The organism is Jiella marina (genome assembly GCF_024359545.1).
GTDB lineage: Bacteria > Pseudomonadota > Alphaproteobacteria > Rhizobiales > Rhizobiaceae > Jiella.
On record NZ_JAKQZG010000009.1, the window covers coordinates 22,552 to 46,761 of the forward strand.

Annotated in this window: 22 protein-coding genes; 19 read left to right on the top strand and 3 right to left on the bottom strand. The window is 64.3% G+C overall.

All coding sequences use genetic code 11. From position 1 onward, the window contains the following. The first annotated feature begins 107 nt into the window (after positions 1–107). Positions 108–986: an alpha/beta fold hydrolase gene (locus MF134_RS15450; protein WP_255340371.1), complete on the top strand. Its 879-nt coding sequence runs from the start codon at positions 108–110 to the stop codon at positions 984–986. A 227-nt stretch (positions 987–1,213) separates the two neighbouring features. On the opposite strand, the gene MF134_RS15455 is transcribed toward MF134_RS15450, so the two are convergent. After that, positions 1,214–2,179 carry a prephenate dehydratase gene (locus MF134_RS15455; protein ID WP_255340372.1) on the bottom strand — a complete coding sequence of 322 codons (966 nt, stop codon included), beginning with the start codon at positions 2,177–2,179 and terminating at the stop codon, positions 1,214–1,216. A 4-nt stretch (positions 2,180–2,183) separates the two neighbouring features. Continuing rightward, on the bottom strand, positions 2,184–2,912 hold the full coding sequence (locus MF134_RS15460) for a 3-deoxy-manno-octulosonate cytidylyltransferase (protein ID WP_255340373.1): 729 nt from the start codon (positions 2,910–2,912) through the stop codon (positions 2,184–2,186). Positions 2,913–3,139: 227 nt separating this feature from the next. On the opposite strand from MF134_RS15460, the gene MF134_RS15465 reads away from it, so the two are divergent. The 14 genes from MF134_RS15465 to MF134_RS15530 all read left to right on the top strand — a co-directional run bounded on the left by MF134_RS15465 (position 3,140) and on the right by MF134_RS15530 (position 18,837). Then, the gene (locus tag MF134_RS15465; protein ID WP_255340374.1) at positions 3,140–4,372 is read left to right on the top strand and encodes a c-type cytochrome; all 1,233 of its coding nucleotides are present in this window, start codon (positions 3,140–3,142) and stop codon (positions 4,370–4,372) included. A 240-nt stretch (positions 4,373–4,612) separates the two neighbouring features. Then, positions 4,613–6,562, top strand: coding sequence for an extracellular solute-binding protein (locus tag MF134_RS15470; RefSeq protein ID WP_255340375.1), 1,950 nt, complete (start codon positions 4,613–4,615; stop codon positions 6,560–6,562). Next, positions 6,562–8,439 carry an extracellular solute-binding protein gene (locus MF134_RS15475; protein ID WP_255340376.1) on the top strand — a complete coding sequence of 626 codons (1,878 nt, stop codon included), beginning with the start codon at positions 6,562–6,564 and terminating at the stop codon, positions 8,437–8,439. Before MF134_RS15470 ends, MF134_RS15475 begins: the two co-directional genes overlap by 1 nt. Before the next feature lie 142 nt (positions 8,440–8,581). Beyond that, positions 8,582–9,712, top strand: a complete 1,131-nt coding sequence (locus MF134_RS15480) for a microcin C ABC transporter permease YejB (RefSeq protein WP_255340377.1) — start codon at positions 8,582–8,584, stop codon at positions 9,710–9,712. Positions 9,713–9,825: 113 nt separating this feature from the next. Next, on the top strand, positions 9,826–10,962 hold the full coding sequence (locus MF134_RS15485) for an ABC transporter permease (protein WP_255340534.1): 1,137 nt from the start codon (positions 9,826–9,828) through the stop codon (positions 10,960–10,962). Positions 10,963–10,981: 19 nt separating this feature from the next. After that, on the top strand, positions 10,982–12,637 hold the full coding sequence (locus MF134_RS15490; protein WP_255340535.1) for an ABC transporter ATP-binding protein: 1,656 nt from the start codon (positions 10,982–10,984) through the stop codon (positions 12,635–12,637). After that, positions 12,634–13,293: an NUDIX domain-containing protein gene (locus MF134_RS15495; protein ID WP_255340378.1), complete on the top strand. Its 660-nt coding sequence runs from the start codon at positions 12,634–12,636 to the stop codon at positions 13,291–13,293. Before MF134_RS15490 ends, MF134_RS15495 begins: the two co-directional genes overlap by 4 nt. Next, a complete protein-coding gene (locus MF134_RS15500) occupies positions 13,293–14,234 on the top strand; it encodes a 2-hydroxyacid dehydrogenase (protein ID WP_255340379.1) in 942 nt (313 codons plus the stop codon). Before MF134_RS15495 ends, MF134_RS15500 begins: the two co-directional genes overlap by 1 nt. 153 nt (positions 14,235–14,387) lie before the next feature. Then, positions 14,388–14,975, top strand: a complete 588-nt coding sequence (locus MF134_RS15505; protein ID WP_255340380.1) for a biotin transporter BioY — start codon at positions 14,388–14,390, stop codon at positions 14,973–14,975. Continuing rightward, on the top strand, positions 14,962–15,636 hold the full coding sequence (locus tag MF134_RS15510) for an energy-coupling factor ABC transporter ATP-binding protein (protein WP_255340381.1): 675 nt from the start codon (positions 14,962–14,964) through the stop codon (positions 15,634–15,636). The genes MF134_RS15505 and MF134_RS15510 overlap by 14 nt, the downstream gene beginning before the upstream one ends. After that, positions 15,633–16,223 (top strand): energy-coupling factor transporter transmembrane component T family protein, encoded by a 591-nt coding sequence (locus tag MF134_RS15515; RefSeq protein ID WP_255340382.1) that lies wholly within the window; start codon positions 15,633–15,635, stop codon positions 16,221–16,223. The genes MF134_RS15510 and MF134_RS15515 overlap by 4 nt, the downstream gene beginning before the upstream one ends. Positions 16,224–16,351: 128 nt before the next feature. Next, on the top strand, positions 16,352–17,338 hold the full coding sequence (locus tag MF134_RS15520) for an ABC transporter substrate-binding protein (RefSeq protein ID WP_255340383.1): 987 nt from the start codon (positions 16,352–16,354) through the stop codon (positions 17,336–17,338). Further along, complete coding sequence (locus MF134_RS15525) at positions 17,328–18,131, top strand: ABC transporter permease (protein ID WP_255340384.1); 804 nt, start codon at positions 17,328–17,330, stop codon at positions 18,129–18,131. Before MF134_RS15520 ends, MF134_RS15525 begins: the two co-directional genes overlap by 11 nt. Next, on the top strand, positions 18,079–18,837 hold the full coding sequence (locus tag MF134_RS15530; RefSeq protein WP_255340385.1) for an ABC transporter ATP-binding protein: 759 nt from the start codon (positions 18,079–18,081) through the stop codon (positions 18,835–18,837). Before MF134_RS15525 ends, MF134_RS15530 begins: the two co-directional genes overlap by 53 nt. Here MF134_RS15530 and MF134_RS15535 read toward each other — a convergent pair whose 3' ends face one another. After that, a complete protein-coding gene (locus tag MF134_RS15535) occupies positions 18,838–19,095 on the bottom strand; it encodes a DUF1344 domain-containing protein (RefSeq protein ID WP_255340386.1) in 258 nt (85 codons plus the stop codon). Between the two features lie 291 nt (positions 19,096–19,386). On the opposite strand from MF134_RS15535, the gene aroC reads away from it, so the two are divergent. The 4 genes from aroC (at position 19,387) to dxs (ending at position 24,019) form a co-directional block, all read left to right on the top strand. After that, a complete protein-coding gene (gene aroC, locus MF134_RS15540) occupies positions 19,387–20,487 on the top strand; it encodes a chorismate synthase (RefSeq protein WP_255340387.1) in 1,101 nt (366 codons plus the stop codon). Positions 20,488–20,564: 77 nt separating this feature from the next. Next, positions 20,565–21,491 (top strand): histone deacetylase family protein, encoded by a 927-nt coding sequence (locus MF134_RS15545; protein WP_255340388.1) that lies wholly within the window; start codon positions 20,565–20,567, stop codon positions 21,489–21,491. A 76-nt stretch (positions 21,492–21,567) separates the two neighbouring features. Further along, a complete protein-coding gene (locus tag MF134_RS15550; RefSeq protein WP_255340389.1) occupies positions 21,568–21,840 on the top strand; it encodes an exodeoxyribonuclease VII small subunit in 273 nt (90 codons plus the stop codon). 262 nt (positions 21,841–22,102) lie between these two features. Beyond that, on the top strand, positions 22,103–24,019 hold the full coding sequence (gene dxs, locus MF134_RS15555; protein WP_255340390.1) for a 1-deoxy-D-xylulose-5-phosphate synthase: 1,917 nt from the start codon (positions 22,103–22,105) through the stop codon (positions 24,017–24,019). Positions 24,020–24,210 lie beyond the last annotated feature (191 nt).

Genomic DNA, 24,210 nt, shown 5'->3' on the forward strand with positions numbered 1-24,210 from the left:
GGGCTGCTGGACGGCATTGCGGCTAGCGTTTTGCCGCTGGCCAAGCCACGCTTCTAGAATAGATGCCGCTCGACGGAGACCATGGGTCGTCAGCGGAGAAGCGCCGAATGTTAGCCTCGACGGACACGTTCGAGACCTTCACCTACGAGCATGACGGACTGCGGCTTTCCGGCCGCAGCCTCGGACCGGAGACATCGTCATCCCTGCCGATCGTCTGCCTGCCGGGTCTCACCCGCAATTCCCGCGACTTTGACGCCATGGCGCTGGCCATCCGCTCCCTCGATCCCGATCGTCGGATCGTCGCCTTCGACTATCGCGGCCGCGGCCACTCGCAATATGCCACCGGTGCCGAGGCCTATACGGTCCCTGCCGAGGCGGCCGACATCCTCGCCGGTCTCGACCATCTGAAGATCGACCGCGCCGTCTTCGTCGGCACGTCTCGCGGTACGCTGGTCATCCACCTCCTGGCGATGATGCGGCTCGAAGCGATCGCCGCTGCGGTCTTCAACGATGCGGGGCCGAAGATCGAGGCCGAGGGCCTGCGATTGATCCGCGACACCGTCGGGGTGGTCGAATCCTTCCCCGACTGGCCGAGCGCCGTCGACGCTCTGGCGACATCGCTCGGCCCGGCGTTTCCTGCCATGACGCGCGCAGACTTCGAGCGGATGGCCCGCGCCGGCTACGTCGAGCGCGATGGCCGCATCGTCGGCGACTACGATCCCCGCCTGCTCGAACCCTTGCGGACCATCGATCTCGAAAACGGCCTGCCGGAACTCTGGGAGGCCTTCGACCTGATGAAGGACGTGCCGCTCTTGGTCATTCGCGGCGAGAACTCGACGCTCTTTTCAGCCTCGACGGTCGACGCAATGAAGGCCCGGCACGGCAATCTCGAATCGATCGAGGTGCCGGGTCAGGGGCATGCACCGTTTCTGGAGACGGCCGGACTGCCGGCGAAAATCGCGAGGTTTGCGGGCAGGATCAGCTGAACATTCGCATAGGCTGACGGGAGGCCATGCAATAATTGCCGAGCGCTCTGATCCGACAGCAAGATATGTTTGCGAGCTGCACCGACATTCTCCTCATCCCGGACCTAATCCGGGATGAGGATGCGGATGGGCAAAGCCTCGCCAGCTTCGCGTGAAAGGACGTATCGTGTCAGGCCTCCCACACTGGTATCGCCGCGCAATCTGCGGTCTTCGCAATCCTTTTCCGCCTACTCCCCCGGCAGGAGCAGAGCCTGCCGATCATCCGACGCCCGATAGACGCCGAGGTTGCGGTATTCGGCCGAGAAGAAGCGGAGTTCTTCGAGGGCCCGGCCGAGAGCCGGATCGTGAGGATGGCCTTCGACGTCGGCGTAGAAGAGCGTCGCCGAGAAGCTGCCGCCCAGCTGGTAGCTTTCGAGTTTCGTCATATTGATGCCGTTGGTCGCGAATCCGCCGAGCGCCTTGTAGAGGGCGGCGGGAATGTTCTTCACCCGGAAGACGAAGGTCGTCACCACGTCGCGGCTGACATAGTTGCGTCCGTCATCGCTCACCGAGGGCTCGCGCGGCGCCCAGAGGCTCAGCCGGCACTCATCGGGATCGGCAAAGGGCTGCTGGCCAGGATTGGCGAGGATGACGAAGCGCGTGACGTTGTTCGATGCGTCCTCGACGTCCTCCTCAATGATCGACAGCCCGTAATATTCGGCCGCCAGGCGCGGTGCGAGCGCCGCCCGACTCTTGTCTCCCACTTCCGAGACCTCGCGCGCTGCCCCCGCGGTGTCGCCGGCAACCTGCGGCTTCCAGCCATTGGCGCGCAGATATTTGCGGCACTGCCCAAGCGCGTGGATATGGCTGTAGACGCTTTTGATCTCGGCGCGCGCGACGCCGGGAAGCGCCATCAGTTGAAAATGGATCGGCATGAAGTATTCGCCGACGATCTGAAGCCCCGAATCGGGCATCAAGAGATGGATGTCGGCGACGCGGCCGGCGAGAGTGTTCTCGATCGGGATCATCGCGCGCACGACCTGACGCTCCCGGCCTTCATGCTCGACCGTTCCGTTGCGCACGGCGGCGAAGGCGTCGTCGAAGGACGGGCATGGCAGCGCGGCGTAGCGATCGCCGAAGACGGTCTTGATCGCCATGTCGGAGTTGGCGCCGGGTTCGCCCTGGAAGGCGATCATCGGGCGGTCGTCGCTCATCTCATCATGCTCCATAGATCAGGCGCGCGCGGATCAGATCGTCGGGTCCGTCGACGCCGAGGGGCACGGTATCGACGATCTCGCCATCGATTCGCATGCCGTTTTCCAGGGCGCGCAGCTGTTCCAGCTTCTCGCGCCTTTCCAGAACCGATGGCTCCAGAGCGACGAAGCGCTCCAGGCTCTCGCGCCGGTAGGCGTAGAGCCCTATGTGATGGTAGAGGGGGCCCTCCCCCCAGGGTGCCGTCGCGCGGGTAAAATAGAGGGCGTGGAGCCTGGTCTCCCCGATTGGTGATCCGACCAGTTTCACGACGTTCGGGTTGTCCCGCTCCTCGAGTTCCGAAATGACCGCCGCCAGGGTCGCAATATCGCATTGCGGGTCCTCGAGCGGCGCGACGGCGCGGCGGATCGTCTCCGGCTCGATGGTGGGCAGATCACCCTGCACGTTGATGATGGTTTCGACTTCACGCTTTGGATCAAGTGCCATCAGAGCTTCGTGAATGCGATCCGATCCGGACTGGTGATCGACCGAGGTCATCACCGCCTCGAAACCGGCCGCCACGACCACCTGGCGGATCTCCTCCGCATCGGTCGCCACGACCACGCGGCCGGCATTGGCGGCGCTGGCGCGCTCGGCGACACGCACGATCATCGGTTTGCCGGCGATGTCGGCCAGGGCTTTCTTCGGAAGACGCGTCGAACCGAGACGCGCGGGAATGAGGACAAGGGTGGACATGGGTGCGTCTTCAACCACTCTCTAAGAATTCCAATCTTGAATGCCGCCTTGTGGAGTGACAAAAGGTGGCGCCGACGCGGCTCTTACAGGTGTTGCTTTGAAACGGCAAAAGACCTAGGTTCCGCGCGATTTTGCCGGGGGTGCGCCAGAGGTGGCGCCGAAAGTTCAGGAGAGGGTTGGTCCCGCCAATGAATTCGTTTGAAGCAAATAAGATCTTCGGAGCCGTATTGGGCACGATCTTCGTCCTGTTCGGCGGCAGCCTGCTGGCCGAGGGCTTGTTTCATTCCGAAGAACCTGAAGTCCCGGGTTATGAAATCGTCGTCGCCGAGAGTGCCGAGGGCGATGGCGACGCTGGCGCTGCTCAGGAGGAAGCCCCCTCGATCGCGGCCCTCCTGCAGAACGCGAGCGCCGATGCCGGCGCCAACGTGTTCAAGAAATGCGTCGCCTGCCACACCGGCGAAAAGGGCGGCGCCAACAAGATCGGCCCGCATCTTTGGGGCGTCGTGATGCGTCCGATCGCCGAGGTCTCCGACTTCTCCTACTCGTCCGCGATGCAGGATTTCTCCGAGGGCGGGTCGGTCCAGTGGGACTATGAGCATCTCAACGGTTTCCTCGAAAATCCTCAGGGTTACATGTCGGGAACGGCCATGGGCTTCGCGGGCGTGAAAGATGACGAGGATCGCGCCGATCTGATCGCCTATCTCCGCTCGCTGGCAGATGAGCCTGCTCCGCTGCCGGAAGCGCCTGCGGAAGGTGCCGCGGATGCCGGTGACGAGCAGACCGCCGAAGTCACCGAGCCCGGCACGACCACGAAGATGGGCGCCGGCGGCGAAGAGGCACAGGCGACGCCCGATGCCGGCCCGGCGAACGCTGCTCCGACCGAGAGCGGCGACGAGACCACCACGGCCGAGATGTCCGCCCAGAATAACCAGCTCGACACGAGCGCAGACGACGCGGCCGGTTCCGAGGCAGCACAGTCTGATGCCGCTGCTTCGGGAAGCTCCGAGGAACAGGCGGGAGATGCGGATGCGGCCGAAGGCTCCGGCGATCAGCCCGAGGATGCGGCGGCTGCGTCCGGTGACGAGGCGCAGCCGGCCGAGGAAGCGACCCAGACCGCCATGGCCGGCGACCCGGCGGCGGGCGAGAAGGTGTTCAACAAGTGCCGCGCCTGCCATGCGGTCGGCGAAGGCGCTGCGAACAGGATCGGCCCCGAGCTGAACGGCATCGTCGGCGAAGCCGTCGCCGAAGTCGAAGGCTACAGCTTCTCCTCCGCGCTGCAGGAGTATGCGCAGGAGAACCCGACCTGGACCGTCGAGAACCTGCATGCCTGGCTGAGTGATCCGCGGGGTCTGGTGTCTGGCACCAAGATGGTCTTTCCCGGCCTGAAGAACCAGGAAGACATCGACAATGTCATCGCCTATCTCGCGACCTTCGACGAGAGCGGGGCCCAGAGCCAGTAGTTCGGCGGCTCCAAAGCTTTCGACATCGCACGAAAAGCCCCGGCCAAGCCGGGGCTTTTTTCTGTTTCACAGGGCAACTCAGATCCTGTCCTGAAGAGAGGCAGGCGCCCACAAAGGGTTGCCATGGACCCGCTCGCGCCAAGATGAAGGAATCGTCACTTGGCAAGCAAGCGGTGAAATCGCCATAAAGCGCGGCGACGATTGCGTTTCTTGAACCGACACAGCAATGGAGATCAGCCTTTGCCGATCGCGACACGCCTGCTTCGCATTCTCGCCGGTTCATCCCTGGCCATCAGTGTCTCGTTGTCTGCCGCGAGCGGCCAGGAGACCAGACCCGCAGAAAACGAAACAGCCCAGGCCGCGTCCGAAGCGCCGGCGACCGGCGAAGTCGAAGCGGGCGAGTGGCACACGTCAATCTCCCTCATCAAGCCGTCGCGCTATCCGGATGACTTCGAGCACTATGACTACGTCAATCCCGATGCGCCCAAGGGCGGATCTCTGAACAGCGTCGTCATCGGCTCCTTCGATTCGTTCAATCCCTTCGTCGTGCGCGGCACCCCGGCCGCCGGGCTGGTTACCTTCGGCGGCGGCCTGCTCTACGACACGCTGATGGAGCAATCGACGGAAGAACCCTCAACCTCCCATGCGCTGATCGCCGAAGCGATGCGTTTTGCCGACGACTTCTCCTCCGCGACCTTCCGCCTGAACCCGAACGCGCATTGGCATGATGGCGAGCCGATCACCGTCGAGGACGTGATCTGGAGCTTCGACACGCTGAAAGAACTCCACCCGCAGTGGGGCGCCTACTACAAGAATGTCGTGAAGGCCGAGCAGACCGGCGAGCGCGAAGTGACCTTCACCTTCGACCAGACCGGCAATCGCGAATTGCCCAACATCATGGGCGACCTGACGGTGCTTCCGAAGCACTGGTGGGAAGGCACCGGCCCCGACGGCCAGCCGCGCGACATCTCCGAGCCGACGACCGAGACGCCGCTCGGATCGGGCCCGTACCGGATCAAGCGTTTTGATATCGGTCAGTCGATCCAGTGGGAGCGGGTCGAGGATTATTGGGGCGCCGACAATCCGACCCGCGTCGGCCGCTACAATTACGACACCATCGCCTACACCTATCTGCGCGACGCCAACGCCGCCTGGGAAGCCTTCAAGAAAGGCGGTCTCGACGATTACCGGCTCGAAAACCGTTCGCAGCGCTGGTCGGAAGGCTATGATTTCCCCGCGGCACAAAACGGCGAGGTGATCCGGACGACCATCCCGGATCACCAGGTCGAATCCATGCAGGCCTATGTCCTGAACAACCGTCTGGAAAAGTTTCAGGACCGGCGCGTGCGCAAGGCGCTGACGCTCGCCTATAATTTCGAGGAGATGAACCGGACGCTGTTCTACGGTCTCTACGAGCGGATGGACAGCTATTACGACAATTCGGAACTCTCGGCCACGGGCCTGCCAAGCGAGCGCGAGCTGAAATTCCTCGAACCGCTCCGCGATCAGATCCCGCCGGAAGTCTTCACGGAGGAATTCGAGCTTCCCGACTATTCCGAGGCGAGTGCCGCCCGGACCTATCTGCGCGAAGCGTTCGAACTGTTGAAGGAAGCGGGCTACGAGCGTCGCGGTACGCAGCTCGTCAATGCCGAGACAGGCGAACCGTTCACGATCGAGTTCCTGGGCAGCGACCCCACCTCCAGCCGAACGATGGAACCCTACGCCCGAAGCCTGGAGCGGCTCGGCATCGGCACCAATGTGCGGATCGTCGACACCAACCAGTATATCGAGCGGATCACCAATTTCGACTTCGAGATCGTGGGTATGAAATATTACCCGCAGTCGCTGTCGCCCGGCAACGAGCAGCGTGATTTCTGGTCGACCGCCGCCGCCGACAGCCCCGGCAGCCGCAACTATGCCGGCATCAAGAACCCTGCGATCGAGACCCTGATCGACAACATCGTCTATGCCGAGAGCCGCGAGGATCTGGTCGCGGCGACGCGAGCCCTCGATCGCGTGATGCTGTGGGAGTATTACGTCGTCCCGCAGTGGTACAATTCGGATGTCTGGCTCGCCTATTGGGACAAGTTCGGCATGCCTGAGGAACGTCCCGACTACGCCACCATCGATCCGTATTCCTGGTGGGTGAAATCGGCCGAGAGCGGCACCGACGCGGCGGCGGCCAACTGATGGCGGCGCTGACCACTCTCACTCGCCGGCGCTTCGGTCAGTTGGCGCTGGGAGCGGGCGCGGCGACGCTGCTGTCGCGCCACGCGTTTGCCCAAGTGCCGGCCGACACGCCACTCCACGGCCTTTCGGTCTTCGGCGATCTCAAATACGGGCCGGACTATACGCATTTCGACTATGCGGATCTCGATGCTCCGTCCGGCGGTCAGATCAATTTCGCCGTGGCCAACTGGACGCTCAACCAGTCGCCGATCACCTTCGACACGCTGAACACCTTCGTCCTGAAGGGCAATGCGCCGCCGCGCATGGAGTATCTCTACAATGGCCTGATGACCGGCGCGATGGACGAGCCTGACTCGGTCTATTGCGCGCTCGCCGAGAGCGTCACCCTGTCGGAGGACCGCCGTCGCTTCACCTTCGTCCTGCGGCCGGAGGCCCGCTTCTCGACGGGCGAGCAGGTGACCGCCGAAGACGTCGTCTTCTCCTACGAAACCTTCAAGGCGGCCGGGCATCCGAGCCTGCAGGTCGCGCTCAAGAATCTCGACTCCGTCACGGCCAACGCAGACGGCAGCGTCACGCTTGCGATGAACGACCGGCAATCCTATCCGGACGCCCTGTCGACGCTCTCCTTCGCGATCCTGCCTGCGTCCTATTTCGCAGATCGCGACTTCGCCTCCGTCAGCAGCGAGATAATTCCGGGCTCGGGCCCCTACGAGGTCGGGGCCTACGAGTTCGGTCGCTTCATCGAATACCGCAAGCGGGACGACTATTGGGCGAAGGACCTGCCCTTCGCCCGTGGGCTGGACCATTTCGACACGCTGCGGATCGACTTCTTCCGCGACCGGCAGCCCGCGCTCGAAGCCTTCAAGAAGGGGCTGATCACCTTCCGCGAAGAGTTCACGACAAAGGACTGGGCGACGGAATACACCTTCCCGGCCGTCCAGCGCGGCGAGGTCGTGCGCAGCGAGATCCCCGGCGAGAAGCGGCCGCGCTTCCAGTGCTGGGCGCTGAATCAGCGGCGCGAGCGCTTCGCCGATCCGCGCGTGCGCCGGGCGATCAACATGTGCTTCGACTTCGAATGGACCAACGAGAACATCCTGTTCGGATTGCGCATCCATTCCGATTCGCCCTTCCAGCAATCGGAGTTCGTGGCCGAGGGAACGCCGTCCGAAGCCGAGCTCAAGCTTCTCGAACCCTTGCGCGGCCAGATTCCCGACGAGGTCTTCGGCGAGGTCTGGGTGCAGCCGGTCAGCGACGGTTCCGGCCGCGACCGCGAGATCCTGCGCGAGGCGATCCGCCTGTTTTCCGAAGCCGGCTGGACCCGCTCCGGCGGCCGCCTGGTCAACGAAGCGGGAGAGCCCTTTCGGCTGGAATTCGTGACGCGCGGTGCCGAACAGCAGCGGGTCTATTCGAAATTCTTCGAGACGCTGCGGACCATCGGCCTCGACGCCTCGATCCGCCTCGTCGACGAAGCGCAATATCAGGACCGGCTGAACCGCTTCGACTTCGACATGGTGCTGGCGGCCTTCAGCCTCGGCGCCACGCCGTCGAAGGAGAGCCTGACCCTGTTCTTCGGCTCCGATTCGCGCGATCGCATGGGCGGCTACAATTATCCGGGCATGGCGAGCGAAGCCGTGGACAGCCTGATCGACACGATCGGCGCCGCTACGAGCCGGGAAGAACTCGTTACCGGCATGCGGGCTCTCGACCGGGTCTTGCGCTGGCGGCTCGACTGGCTACCGAACATCACCGCGCCCGGCCACTTCGTCGCCTACTGGGACATGTTCGGCCGCGGCCCGCTGAAGCCCGACTATGCCTGGCCGGTCGAACGGCTGTGGTGGTTCGACGAGGAAAAGGCCAAAGCGCTGGGCAAGGCCTGAGCAAGGCGGCTCCGCGAGGATGCCGCCGCCCCGCAGTTTTGCACGCCGCCAAGCTTTTGGTTAACAACGGGGAAATTCGGGATAGCCCGAAGACGCCGGCTCTTTTGACGAGCAGCACAGTAACCGGAGACGCTTCACCCGCATGGGCGCCTATATCCTCCGCCGTCTTCTGTTGATGATTCCGACCCTGCTCGGCATCATGGCAATCTCCTTTCTCGTCGTGCAATTCGCGCCGGGCGGGCCGGTCGAGCAGGTCATTGCCGGGCTTCGCGGCGAAGCCGGCGGGGCGACGGACCGCGTTTCCGGTGGCGGCAGCGATTTCGGCGGCAGCCAGGGCGGCGGAGAGAATTCCAGCTATCGCGGGGCACAAGGGCTCGACCCCGAATTCATCGCCAAGCTCGAACAGCAATTCGGCTTCGACAAGCCGCCGCTCGAACGCTTCGGCCTGATGCTGTGGAACTATGCGCGCTTCGATTTCGGCGAGAGCTATTTCCGATCCGTCTCGGTGATCGATCTGATCATCGAGAAGATGCCGGTCTCGGTCTCGCTCGGACTTTGGATCACGCTTCTGTCCTATGCCATTTCGATCCCACTCGGGATACGGAAAGCCCTTAAGGACGGGTCGAGTTTCGACATATGGACATCGGGCGTCGTCATCGTCGCCTATGCGATTCCCGGCTTCCTCTTCGCCGTGCTTCTGATCGTCCTGTTCGCCGGCGGGTCGTTCTTCGATTGGTTCCCCTTGCGCGGTCTCTTGTCCGACGGCGTACGGGGCGACTGGTGTGCCCTCTGGTCGAGTTCGGCCGACCTGCCGCGCTGCGTCACACAGACGATCCCCGATTATTTCTGGCATCTGACGCTGCCGCTCATCGCTTTGTCGCTGTCTGCCTTCGCGACGACAACGCTCTTGACCAAGAACTCCTTCCTCGACGAGATCCGCAAGCAATACGTCACCACGGCACGGGCGAAGGGCCTGACGGAGCGACGCGTGCTCTATGGCCATGTCTTCCGCAATGCGATGCTGATCATCGTGGCGGGCTTTCCCGGCGCCTTCATCTCGGCCTTCTTCACGGGCTCGCTCCTGATCGAGACGATCTTCTCCCTCGACGGGCTGGGGCTGCTCGGCTTCGAATCGATCTACAAGCGGGACTACCCGGTCGTCTTCGCGACGCTCTACATCTTCTCGCTGCTCGGGCTCGTCACCACGCTGATTTCCGACCTCACCTATACCTGGATTGATCCGCGGATCGATTTCGAGAAGCGGGAGGTGTGACCATGGACGACGCACTCAAGGATCGCCTCAGGAACGACCCGTCGAACCGTCAGCGCACCGACGAGGACAAGGCCGCCGAGATCGCCCGCGACGAGACCTCCGGCATCGGGCAGATGCTGCCCCAGGGCGCCGTCGATGCCGGCAAGGTCAAGCGGCCGCGGCTGTCGCCGCTCAACAAGCGCCGCTGGCAGAACTTCAAGGCCAATCGTCGAGGCGTCTGGTCGCTGTGGATCTTCGCGATCCTCTTCGTCCTGACAATGTTCGCCGAATTCATCGCCAACGACCGGCCGCTTCTCGTCGAATACAATGACGAGTTCTACTACCCGGTCTTCGTCGACTATCCGGAAGAGGTCTTCGGCGGCTTCCTGCCCGTCACCAACTATCGCGACCCGTTCGTTCAGGACGAGATCGAGGCGAATGGCTGGATGGTCTGGCCGCCGATCCGCTACTCCTACAACACGGTGAACAACGAGATCCCGACGCCGGCCCCCTCCCCGCCCTCCTGGACGATGAGCGAGGAAGAACGCTGCCAGCGCTATCCGGGCGGTGTCGACGATCCGAACTGCACCTTCGGCAACATGAACTGGCTCGGCACCGACGACCAGGCGCGCGACGTCATGGCCAGGCTGATCTACGGCTTCCGCATATCCGTGCTGTTCGGCCTCGTGCTCACGGCCGCATCGGCGGTAATCGGCGTCGCGGCCGGGGCCATCCAGGGCTATTTCGGCGGCTGGGTCGATCTCCTCTTCCAGCGATTCATCGAGATCTGGTCGTCGATCCCGGTTCTCTATCTGCTGCTGATCATCGCGGCGATCCTGCCGCCCGGCTTCTGGATCCTGCTCGGGATCATGCTGCTGTTCTCCTGGGTCGCCTTTGTCGGCGTGGTGCGGGCGGAGTTCCTGAGAGCGCGAAACTTCGAATATGTGAACGCGGCGAAGGCCCTCGGCGTCGGCGACTGGACGATCATGTTCCGCCATCTCCTGCCCAACGCCATGGTGGCGACGCTGACCTTCCTGCCCTTCATCCTGAACGGCTCGATCACCACCTTGACCTCGCTCGACTTCCTGGGCTTCGGCCTGCCGCCGGGCTCGCCATCGCTCGGCGAACTGCTCGCCCAGGGCAAGAACAATCTGCAGGCGCCCTGGCTCGGTTTTTCCGGCTTCATCGTGATCAGCCTGATGCTCTCGCTGCTGGTCTTCATCGGCGAGGCGGTGCGCGACGCCTTCGACCCGCGCAAGAGCTTTGGTTGAGGCGAGGTCTGACGGCATGATGACACCTATCCGATCTTCTGGCAGGACCAGCTCGAGGCTCCTCTCGGTCGAGAACCTCTCCGTCGCCTTCCACCAGGGCGGCAACACGACGCTTGCTGTCGACGACGTCTCCTTCTCCATCGCGCCCGGCGAGACGCTGGCGCTGGTGGGCGAGTCCGGTTCCGGCAAGTCGGTTTCGGCGCTGTCGATCCTCAAGCTTCTGCCTTACCCGGCCGCGAGCCACCCCGGCGGGGCGGTCTATTTCGACGACGAGAACCTTCTCGACGAGGACGACACCGATCTGCGCAAGGTGCGGGGCAACCGCATTTCGATGATCTTTCAGGAGCCGATGTCCTCGCTCAACCCGCTCCATACGATCGAGAAGCAGGTCGGCGAGGTCCTGAAGCTCCATCGCGGTCTGTCGGATCGCGCGGCGCGGGACAGGACGCTGGAACTGTTGAACCAGGTCGGCATCCGCAATGCCGAGGAGCGGCTCGGCGCCTATCCGCATCAGCTCTCCGGCGGCCAGCGCCAGCGCGTGATGATCGCGATGGCGCTCGCCAACGAGCCCGACCTTTTGATCGCCGACGAGCCGACCACCGCCCTCGACGTCACGGTTCAGGCGCAGATCCTGGAACTGTTGAAGAAGCTCCAAGCCGAGCACGGCATGGCGATGCTCTTCATCACCCATGATCTCGGCATCGTCCGGCGCATCTCCGACCGGGTCTGCGTCATGTATCGCGGCAAGATCGTCGAGGAGGGGCCGACCCGCACGATCTTCGAAAGCCCACAGCACGACTATACCAAGCACCTGCTCGCGGCCGAACCGAAGGGCCACCCGCCCGCGGCCAACGCCAATGCGCCGGTGGTCATGGAAGCCAAGGACCTGAAAGTCTGGTTTCCGATCCGCAAGGGGCTGCTGCGCCGGGTCGCAGGGCATGTAAAGGCCGTCGACGGCATCGACGTGACGGTGAGAGCCGGCCAGACGGTCGGCGTCGTGGGGGAATCCGGCTCCGGCAAGACGACGCTCGGGCTGGCACTTTGCCGGATGATCTCCTCCAATGGCGAGATCCTCTTCAACGGCGAGCGGATCGACAATCGCTCCCTGGGCGACATGCGGCCGCTGCGCGAGAAGATCCAGATCGTCTTCCAGGACCCTTACGGCTCGCTCAGCCCGCGCATGTCCGTCGCCGACATCGTCGCCGAGGGGCTGAAGATCCACGAGCGGGGATTATCCGCCGACGAGCGCGACAGGCGCGTCGTCGACGTGCTGCGCGAGGTCGGCCTCGATCCGACGGCGCGATTCCGTTTTCCGCACGAATTCTCCGGCGGTCAGCGCCAGCGCATCGCGATCGCCCGGGCGATGGTGCTGAACCCGCGCTTCGTCATGCTGGACGAACCCACATCGGCGCTCGACATGAGCGTGCAGGCGCAGGTTGTGGACCTGTTGCGCGATTTGCAGAAGCGGCACGACCTCGCCTATCTGTTCATCAGCCACGACCTCAAGGTGGTTCGCGCGCTGGCGAACGAGGTGATCGTCATGCGCGGCGGCGTGGTCGTCGAACGCGGACCGGCCGAGGAAATCTTCGAGCGGCCGCGCACCGACTACACCAAGGCATTGATGGCGGCCGCCTTCGACATCGAGGCTGCGCCGCAAGGAGTGGTTTCCCAATGAGCGGACATTACCGCGACCAGCTGGCCGACCAGCCGCTCGACGTCGAGATCCTGTCGCAGGAAAGCGTCTATGAGGGCTTTCGCCGCTACAATGTGATGAGGCTCAAGCATGCGGCGCTGAGTTCGGATGCGACGATCGGGCCGATGGACCGGGAATATCTGAGCGTCGGCAAGGTCGCCGTGATCATTCCCTACGATCCGAAGTGCGACGCGATCGTGGTGATCCGGCAGTTCCGCACCTGCGCGGCGATCGCGACGCCCAACGCGGCGGCGCTGGAACTGCCGGCGGGACTCGTCGACCCGGGTGAGACGCTGGAATCCACGGCATCAAGGGAACTGACCGAGGAAACCGGCCTTGAGGCGCTCGCCATCGAGCGCTGCTTCTCCATGCTGCCCTCTCCGGGTCTCGTCGACGAGCAGGCGACGGTGTTCCTCGCGATCGTCGATGCGGGAAAGCTGAGCGATACGGCGGGCAAAGCCGACGAGCACGAGGACATCCGCCCCATTCTCGCCCCGGTCGACCAGCTTCTGGAAGCTGTCGACGAGGGTCGCGTCGAGAACGGCTATCTCATCACCTGCGCAAACTGGTTCGCACGCAAGGGTCGAGCCCGCGCCCAGGCGCTGCAGGGCACGCTGTTCGACGCCGAGGAGATGTGATGGCAGTTCTCCTCTCCGTCACCGGCTTCGATCCCTCCCGCTGGTGGGAAGCGCTCCACAACGCGGCGCCCGAGCGCAAGATCGTCGTTGATCCTGCCGCTGCCGGCGACGAGCCGATCGACTACGCCGTCGTCTGGAAACAGCCGCCGGGCCTGCTGGCGACGCTCCCGCATCTGAAAGCGGTGTTCTCTCTCGGGGCAGGCGTCGATCACATTCTTGCCGACCGCGATCTGCCGGACGTACCGATCATCCGGATCGTCGCCGACGATCTGAAGGAGCGGATGAGCGAATACGTCGTCTGGCGGGTGCTCGATCACTTCCGCCGCGGCCGGGCCTATCGCCAGCAGCAGATGCAGAAGATCTGGCACGAACGCATGCAGCCGGCCGCCCGCGAAATCACCGTCGGCATCATGGGCCTCGGCGTCCTCGGCCAGGACGCAGCCGAGAAGCTGCGCGTCATGGGATTTGAGGTCACCGGTTGGAGCCGTCGCGAGAAGACGGTCGAGGGCGTGACCACGTTTGCCGGAAACGCCGGCCTTCCCGCCTTCCTTGAAAGTGCCGACATCCTCGTCGTGCTCCTGCCGCTGACGGCCGACACGCGCGGCATCATCGATGCGACGCTGCTTGCCGGCCTCAGGCGCGAGACGCCGCTCGGCGGGCCGGTCCTGATCAATGCTGGACGCGGCGCTCTTCAGGACGAGGCGGCAATCCTCGAAGCGCTCGACAGCGATCGCCTGATGGAAGCTTCGCTCGACGTTTTCACCGTCGAGCCCCTGCCCTCCGATTCGCGGCTCTGGATTCATCCGAAGGTGTTCGTCACCCCCCACGCCGCCGCCCTCTCCGATCCCGACGCGCTGGCGCCGATCGTCATGCGCCAGATCGCGGCCCATGAGCGCGGCGAAGCCCTGAACAATCTCGTCGACCGGTCGGCCGGCTACTGAAACGGCGTCGGGTCGCCCTACGGTCCCGCGGACGATCCGGAGCGTCTTTCGGGCCATTGGCCGGGCTCGACTATTGATTTTCCTGTGGTGTTGCGGTGAAGCGGGAGCGTGGGACTCGTCAGCCTTCCCGGTCCGCCTGAACAAGGAAATGTCATGTCGACGCGAGACATCGTCCTCATCGCCCTCTTCGCCGCGCTGATGGCGGCTCTCGGCGCCTTCCCTCCGCTGATGATCCCCGCGATCGGCGTGCCGATCACCGCCCAGTCGATGGGGCCGATGCTGGCCGGCGGCATCATCGGGGCAAAGCGCGGCGCCTTGTCGATGCTGCTCTTCGTGGCCCTCGTCGCCGTGGGCCTGCCGCTTCTGCCGGGCGGACGCGGCGGATTGGCGATCTTCGCCGGCCCGACCGCCGGCTTCATTCTCGGCTGGATCGTCGCCGCCTTCGTCATCGGCCTGATCGTCGAGCGTTTCTGGCGAAAGCTCAACTTCGTGATCGCCTTTCTGGCCACGATCGTCGGCGGGGTCGGCATCCTTTACGCCATCGGGATTCCCTGGATCGCGCTCGTCGGCGGCGTCCCCTTCAACACCGCCTTCACGGGCTCGTTGGCCTTCATCCCCGGCGATCTGATCAAGGCCGGTCTGGCCGCCGCCGCGATCGTCATGGTCAAGCGCGCCTACCCGATGATCACTCCGGCGGGGGACGAAGCCTGGCGGGCGGCACGGCCCGATGTTTTCGATTGAGGACGTTCGCCTCGACCGCGGCGAGCGGACAGTGCTCACCGGCATCAACCTCGAACTCGGTGAGCATCGCATCGGCATCATCGGCGCCAACGGTGCCGGCAAGAGCAGCTTCGCGCGGCTCCTGAACGGACTGGTTCTGCCGACGGAGGGGAGCGTCTCGATCGACGGGCTGAACACGAGAAGGGACGCCAAGGCCGTTCGCCGCAAGGTCGGCTTCCTGTTCCAGAATCCGGACAACCAGGTCGTCTATCCGACGGTCGGGGAAGATCTCGCCTTCGGCCTCAAGGGCCGTGGCTTGTCGAAGTCCGAGATCGCCGAACGCGTCACCCGGACCTTGCAGCGGTTTTCCCTTGCCGGTTTCGAGGACCGGCTGGTGCATGAACTTTCCGGCGGCGAGCGGCAGATGGTGGCGCTTGCCGGAGTCATGATCCTGCAGCCAGAGTGGCTGGTTCTCGACGAGCCGACAACGCTCCTCGACCGCAGGAACACGAAGACGATCATGGAGGCGGTGGGCAACCTCGATCAGCATGTCATCCTCGTCACTCACGATCTCAGTCTTCTCGACCGGTTCGATCGGGTTCTCGTCTTCGAGGCGGGGCGCGTCGTCGCGGATGCTCCGCCCAAAGAGGCGATCGCCGCCTATCTGCGAATCGTCGAATGATCGCGGGCCTCTATCGGCCGGGCGACAGCCCGATCCACCGCCTCAAGGCGGCTTGGAAGCTCGCCGCCCTGCTGCTGCTCGGAACGGTGCTCCTGTCGCTCCCGTCGCTCTGGCTGGCCGGGCTGAGTCTCCTGGCGGTCATGCTCGGATATGCCGTGGCGGGTTTCGGCGTCGGCGTGATGGAAAAGCAGATCAAGCCGGTGGCGGTGATCCTGATCATCCTCTTTGCCGCGCAGCTCTGGCTTGAATCCCTCGCGGGAGGCATTCTGCTTCTCCTGCGCTTTACCACCCTGATCCTCGCGGCCGGGCTGGTGACATTGACGACCCGGACGAGCGATCTCGTTGCGTCTATCGAGCGGGGCCTTTCCCCACTCGGCCGGCTCGGCGTCGATGTCAGCCGCATCAGCCTGGCGATTTCGCTTGCGATCCGCTTCATTCCTGCCGTCGGCCAGATCGTCAGCGACGTTCGCGAAGCCCAGATCGCCCGGGGGCGACGTCCCTCGCCCCTGACCCTCGTCGTGCCCGTCATCATCCGGCTGTTGAAGATGGCCGACGCCGTCGCCGAAGCGATCGACGCCCGCTCCTGAGCGTGGCTCCGATCGGTCAGCGGATGCTGGCTTTCCCCGTACCGATCGGGATAACTTCCCATCGCAAACAGGGAAATTTCCCCTATTTTGCCGCTGCAAATTCCGCCGATTTCGGGAGGATCGACGATATGCGAATCTTGCGCGCTGCCTTTGCTGCTGTTCTGGTGCTCGCCACGTTCCACGTGGCCCACGCACAGGAAAACGAGACCGTCCGCGTCGGCGTCCTCAAATACGGGACCGTCAATTGGGAACTCGACGCCATGCAGCGCGCCGGGATGGACGAGAAGTTCGGGATCGACCTGGAAGTCGTGCCCTTTGCCGGTGAGAACGCCTCGACCGTGGCCCTGCAGGCCGAAAGCGTCGACATGATCGTCTCCGACTGGCTCTGGGTGTCGCGCCAGCGCGCCGACGGCGCCGATTACACTTTCGTGCCCTATTCGACCTCCGTCGGCTCGCTGATGATTCCGGGCGACAGCGACGTTCAGAATCTCGGTGACCTCAAGGGCAAGACGATCGGCGTCGCCGGCGGTCCGCTCGACAAGAACTGGCTCCTGATCCAGGCGCTGGCCGAAAAGGAATACGGGGTCGATCTGTCGGCCGAGAACGAGATCGCCTTCGGCGCACCGCCTCTGCTCGCCGAAAAGGCGCGCTCGGGTGAGCTGGATGCGGTCTTGAACTTCTGGCACTATGCCGCCAGGCTCGAAGCCGAGGGCTTCCGCACGCTGATCTCCGGCACCGAGGCGGCGATGGAGATGGGCACCTCCGGTCCGGTCGCGGCGATCGGCTGGGTCTTCCGCGACAGTTTCGCCGAGGAGCATCCCGAGGCCGTCAACGGCTTCCTGAAGGCCGACCAGGCGACGAAGGAGCTGCTCGCCAGTTCCGACGAGGCCTGGCAGGAATTGAAGCCGCTGATGAAGGCCGACAGCGAGGAGGCCTTCGAGACCCTGCGCGATCGCTACCGGGAAGGCATCCCTTCGCGCTCCGGCGCGGAAGAAGCCGCGGATACGGAGAAGCTTTACGAGGTGCTGGCAGAGATCGGCGGCGAGAAGCTGGTCGGGCCGTCCCCGACGCTTGTCGAGGGCACCTATTTCGACGACACGAAGAATGGCTCTTGAGGCAGAAGCACCCGCATCGGATCGCACGGGTTTCGTCACTGCGCTGAAGCCCGGTGTCGTCACCGCCGTCTCGCTGCTCGGCCTGCTCGCCATCTGGTGGGTCGCGGCCGAGATCGCCGACAGTCGCGTTCTGCCGACGCCGCCCGAGGTCGCGAGCGCCTTCTGGCAGGACGCCGCGACCGGAGAACTGTTCTTTCACCTCGCCATGACGCTGATGCGCGTGGCAAGCGCCTTCATTCTCGCCATGGTGCTTGGATCGGCCATCGGCATCGCGCTGGGCATGAGCAGGCAGGCCGATCGCTTCTTCGATCCCTGGCTGATCCTGTTCCTGAACATCCCGGCGCTGGTGGTGATCGTGCTCGCCTATATCTGGTTCGGCCTGAACGAGGTGGCGGCCGTCGGGGCAATCGCTGTCAACAAGATCCCGAACGTCGTCGTCACCATGCGCGAAGGCGCCCGCGCTCTCGACCGGGACCTCGGCGAAATGGCCCGGGTCTACCGCTTCTCAAGCTTCAAGACGCTGCGCCACGTGGTGCTGCCGCAATTGCAGCCCTATTTCGCCGCCGCCTCGCGCTCCGGGATCTCGCTGATCTGGAAGATCGCGCTGGTCGTCGAACTCCTGGGGCGTTCGAACGGTGTCGGATTCCAGATCAATCTCTATTTCCAGCTCTTCGACGTGGCCGCGATCCTTGCCTACACGCTGGCCTTCGTCGCCGTCATGCTGATCATCGAGTTCGCCCTTGTCCAACCTTTCGAAGCCTACTCCACCCGCTGGCGGCCGCGACGCGCTTGAGGTCGAGATCCGCAACAAGGCGTTTCAGGGCGCCGATGGCAGCCGGGTGGAGGCGATCGCGGAGATTGCCTTCCGGGTCGAACCGGCAAGCTTCGCGACGCTGATCGGCCCGTCCGGCTGCGGCAAGACCACGACGCTTCGGATCATTCTCGGCCTCGAACAGCAGTTTGAAGGCCGGCTCCGATTTCCCGACGACGGCGCGCGCGTAGCGGCTGTCTTTCAGGAGCCCCGGCTCCTGCCCTGGCGCACGGTGGAACAGAATGTCCGCCTCGCCCTGCCTGAGACGGAAAAGGGCGCCGATCTCGATATCTTGTTCGAAATCCTCGGGCTCGATCAGATGCGCTCGCGTTATCCGGGGGAGCTCTCGCTGGGCCTTGCCCGCCGCGTCGCGCTCGCGCGCGCCTTCGCCATCAAACCGTCGCTTCTCGTCCTTGACGAGCCGTTCGTCTCGCTCGACGAACAGACGGCGACGCGACTGCGCCAACTCCTGATCGAGGTCTGGTCGGCCCGCCCGACCACGGCTCTGATGGTCACACACAATCTGCGGGAGGCGGTGCAGCTCTCCGACCAGATCATCTTCCTGACCGAGCGGCCTGCGCGAGTTCGCGGCATCCATCGGCTCGACAAGCCGCGTGCCGAACGTGATACGCGCTGGCGGGAGACAACCCTGTCGTCCCTCGCCAAGCGCTATTCCGGAGTGCTGTGATCAGAGCACCCGAAGCTCGGGCTGGTCCTGCGATTGATCGGCCTCGTCATAGATGACGACGACCATCATGCCCTGGGCGATCGCGCCGTAGTCGAAATCCGGTGGCAGATCGTACACCTCGCCGTCGCTGAGCTTGATCTGCGAACGCTCCGGATCGATCGATTCGATCACGCCGTCGCTTTCGGCCGCCATGGCTGGAATCGACAGGGCGACCGTCAGGAAAGAGCTTGCGAAAAATGCCAGAATACGCCTCGTCACGACCTTGACCTCACTTGCAGCTTCCCTTCCTTCCAGCCCGCTTCGCGTCGGTTCCGGGAGCGTTACTGGGAACGCTTCGGGCGAGACGAACCGGGCCGTCGTTCACAAGGCACAGACTTGTCCTCGATTGTGTCCAAAGTCGTACGCCGCGATGACGTTTTGTGTCTGAAAATTTGACCGCGGTGCGAGAGGCGGAATATGCAACGAATTGGTCGATATGCGGGCTGCAGATCGTAAGATCGCAGCCGCGGCGGCTGGGTTGAACACTATTCTGAAAGCCTCCGGCCCCATATGTCCCACAACAGTTTCGGCCATCTCTTCCGCGTGACGACCTGGGGCGAGAGCCACGGGATCGCCATCGGCTGCACCGTCGACGGCACCCCGCCGGGGATCCGCTTTTCCGAGGCCGATATCCAGGCCTATCTCGACCGCCGCCGCCCCGGCCAGTCGCGCTACACGACCCAGCGCCAGGAGCCGGACGCAGTCCGGGTTCTCTCCGGCGTCATGCCCGGCGAGACCGAAGGCGAGTTGATCTCCACGGGCACGCCGATCGCGCTGCAGATCGACAACACCGATCAGCGCTCGAAGGACTATTCCGACATCGCCAAGCGCTACCGGCCGGGCCACGCCGACGTCACCTATGACGTCAAATACGGTATTCGCGATTATCGTGGCGGCGGCCGCTCCTCGGCGCGCGAGACCGCAATGCGCGTTGCCGCCGGTGCGATCGCGCGGCGCATCGTGCCGGCTCTTCGTGTGCGCGGCGCGCTCGTTGCGATCGGCGACCTCTGGGTCGATCGTTCCCGCTGGGATTGGGCGGAGGTCGATCGCAATCCCTTCTTCTGCCCCGACGTGGAGACCGCGAGCCGTTGGGCGGAGCATCTCGACGGCGTACGCAAGCGCGGCTCGTCGATCGGTGCCGTCGTGGAGATCGTGGCAGAGGGCGTGCCGGCGGGTCTCGGCGCGCCGATCTACGGCAAGCTCGACGCCGACATCGCAGCAGGTCTCATGTCGATCAACGCCGTCAAAGGCGTCGAGATCGGCGACGGCTTCGCGTCGGCCGCCCTTTCCGGCGAAGACAATGCCGACGAGATGCGCCCGGGCCCCGACGGCAAGCCGGAATTCCTTTCGAACCATGCCGGCGGCATCCTCGGTGGCATCTCGACCGGCCAGCCGGTTGTCGCTCGCTTCGCGGTCAAGCCGACCTCCTCGATCCTGACGCCGCGACAGTCGGTCGACGCCGACGGTCAGCCGGTCGACGTCATGACCAAGGGTCGCCACGACCCTTGTGTCGGGATCCGTGCCGTCCCCGTCGGCGAGGCCATGGTCGCCTGCGCGATTGCCGACCATTACCTCAGAGACAGGGGACAGACGGGACGGAACAGAACTTAGCTGTCGCGCGGGCGGGCCGTTCGGGGCATGATAGGCTCGGCGATTGAACAATCTTGGGAAAACGTTAGCTCGATCTGATGCACACCCGGTTCTATCATCATGAAATCTTCGCCGAGCACCTGACCGGCCCGGGCCATCCCGAGCGCCCGGATCGCATGAAGGCCATCGCAGCGGCACTCGAAGCCGAAACCTTTCATCTCCTCGACAGGGCCGAGGCACCGGAAGGAGCGCTCGAGTCGATCTATCGCTGCCATCCGGAGAACTACGTCCGCAAGGTCGCGAAAACCATTCCTGAAGAGGGGATGGGCCGGATCGACGCCGACACGATCGTCAGTCCGAAGAGCTTCACGGCCGCACTGCACGCCGTCGGGGCGGCTACCGCCGCCGTCGACGACGTGATGAGCGATCAGGCGCAGAACGTCTTCGTTGCGGCCAGGCCCCCGGGCCACCATGCCGAAGCTGTGACGGCGATGGGTTTCTGTCTGTTCAACAACGCGGCCATTGCCGCGCGCCATGCCCAGGCCGTCCATGGGCTGGAGCGGGTCGCGATCATCGACTGGGACGTCCATCACGGCAATGGCACCCAGGACATCTTCTGGTCCGACAAGACCGTGATGTACGCCTCGACCCACCAGATGCCGCTTTATCCCGGTACCGGCGCCAAGGACGAGACCGGCGCCGGCAACATCGTCAACGCGCCGCTTTCCGAGGGCGACGGAGGCGAAGCGTTCCGGGAGGCCTTCAATCACCGCATCCTGCCGGAACTGGAAGTCTTCGAGCCGGATCTCGTCATCATCTCGGCCGGCTTCGACGCCCATTGGCGCGACCCGCTGGCCGGCATCAATCTGACGGAGGCCGATTTCGACTGGGCGACGGGCAAGCTTCTCGACATTGCCGACCGCTTCTCCAAGGGCCGGCTTGTCAGTCTGCTGGAGGGCGGCTACGACCTTCAGGGACTCGCCTTTTCGAGCGCGGCCCACATCAAGCGCCTGATGACCGGCTGACCGCCGCACCTTGCGCCTTTCCACCAAGCCGATCGCCCGGTGACTCGACCGGACCAGGAATGAGAGGATTCGTCCCATGGCCGAAACCGCCGAAGCCAAGCTGCCGGCCGACGATTCCGACATCAAGCGCATGAGCTTCGAGGATGCGATCGCAGCCCTGGAGCGGATCGTGACCGATCTGGAGCGCGGCGACGTGCCCCTCGACATCTCGATCCGGATCTACGAGCGCGGCGAGAAGCTGAAGAATCATTGCGACCGTCTCTTGTCCGCCGCCGAGGACAAGGTGGAGAAGATCAAGCTCAATCGCGCCGGCAAGCCGACAGGCACCGAACCGCTCGATCCGGGCTGAGGGGATGAAAGCCCCCATGCCGCGGCGAAAAGCAGCAAGCTCATGAAATTTTACGCAAGATTGAGCGCGCACATGGCCGCGGGGTTGCGGACAGAGGCTTGAAGAGCGCACTCTGTAACCGATTTAAGCTGCCGAGCTGCCTCTTGAAGCATCAGTTCGCTTCGGCAAGCGCGAGACTTGCAGCCGCACCCCCACTCGGGAGGTGCCGGCTAAAACGATCTCGTCGGGCAGTTCGGATGTGTCATTGAGAGGTCTTTGCCCGGTGCCAGACAGTACGAATACGCCGCTCCTCGATCAGATTGCCTCGCCGGTCGACCTTCGCAAACTGGACGAGCACCAGCTGAGCCAGCTGGCCGACGAGCTTCGCGCCGATCTGATCGAGCAGATCTCCAAGACCGGCGGCCATCTCGGTGCCGGTCTAGGCGTGGTCGAACTGACCGTGGCGCTGCATTACGTCTTCAACACGCCCGACGACCGGCTGATCTGGGACGTCGGCCATCAGGCCTATCCGCACAAGATCCTGACCGGCCGCCGCGACCGGATGACAACGATCCGCCAGGAGGATGGGCTTTCCGGTTTCGCCAAGCGGGCGGAAAGCGAATATGACGCCTTCGGCGCCGGCCACTCCTCGACCTCGATCTCGGCCGGCCTCGGCATGGCGGTGGCGCGCGACCTTTCCGGCGGCACCAACAATGTCATCTCGGTCATCGGCGACGGGGCGATGAGCGCGGGCATGGCCTATGAGGCGATGAACAATGCCGGCGCGCTCGACGCCCGCCTGATCGTCATCCTCAACGACAACGACATGTCGATCGCCCCGCCCACCGGGGCGATGAGCCACTATCTTGCTCGGCTCGTTTCCGGCAAGACCTACCGGACCTTGCGCGACCGCGCCAAGAACTTCACCCGGCACCTGCCGGACTTCATGCGCGAGGGCGCCCGGCGCACCGAGGAATACACCCGCGGCTTCTTCACAGGCGGCACGATGTTCGAGGAGCTCGGCTTCTTCTATGTCGGGCCGATCGACGGCCACGATCTCGACCATCTCCTGCCGGTTCTGAAGAATGTGCGCGATGCCAAGACCGGCCCGATCCTGGTCCATGTCATCACCAAGAAGGGCAAGGGCTACGGACCAGCCGAAAGCTCGGACGACAAGTATCACGGCGTCTCGAAATTCGACGTGATCACCGGCGCCCAGGCCAAATCCAAGGGCAATCTTCCGAGTTATACCGGCGTCTTCGCCGAAAGCCTGATCCGCGAGGCGGAGGAAGATGACAAGATCGTCGCCGTGAACGCCGCCATGCCGGCAGGCACCGGCCTCGACAAGTTCGGCGCCCGCTTTCCGGGCCGGACCTTCGATGTCGGCATTGCCGAGCAGCATGCCGTCACCTTCTCGGCCGGCCTCGCCGCCGAAGGGTACCGCCCCTTCGCAGCTATCTATTCGACCTTCCTGCAACGGGCCTATGACCAGATCGTCCACGACGTGGTGATCCAGAAGCTCCCCGTTCGCTTTGCCATCGACCGCGCCGGCTATGTCGGTGCCGACGGTCCGACCCATGCCGGTTCCTTCGACATCTCCTATCTGACAGCCCTTCCCGACATGGTGGTGATGGCGGCCGGCGACGAGGCGGAACTGAAGCACATGGTGCGCACCGCCGCCGCCTATGACGAGGGCCCGATCGCCTTCCGCTATCCGCGCGGCAACGGTGTCGGGGTCGAGATGCCGCAGCGGGGCGAACTCCTGGAAATCGGCAAGGGCCGCGTCATGAAGGAAGGCTCGAAAGTCGCGATCCTCTCCTTCGGAACGCGGCTGGCCGATGCCTTGAAGGCCGCCGGGGAACTCGACGGATTCGGGCTTTCGACGACCGTCGTCGACGCCCGCTTTGCCAAGCCTCTCGACACGGCCCTGGTCGCCCGGCTCGCACGCGAACACGAGGTTCTCGTCACCGTCGAGGAAGGCGCGGTCGGCGGCTTCGGCTCGCAGGTGATGCAGTTCTTGGCCATGAAGGGCCTGCTCGACAGCGGCCTGAAGATCCGTCCAATGGTCATGCCTGACCGCTTCGTCAATCAGGCCGCGCCCGATGCCATGGTGAAGGCGGCAGGGCTCGACGCGAAGGCAATCGTCGACACGGTGTTCCGGGCGCTCGGCGAAGAGGCGAACCGGGTCCTGCAGGCTTGAGCGCCGAGCCGCGCGAGACGTCGCGCGGGATGCTCTCTCCGACGAACGGGTCGGTTGCGCAGGGTGGCGAGAGCGGGTAATCAGCCCGCCATCGAGGGCGCCTGCGGCCAGCGGCGTGGCGAACGGTTTCGCCGGCCAGACTCGCCTTGCGGGAATTGGCTTCAGCGCGTGTCTTCGCCAAAACGTTTGAG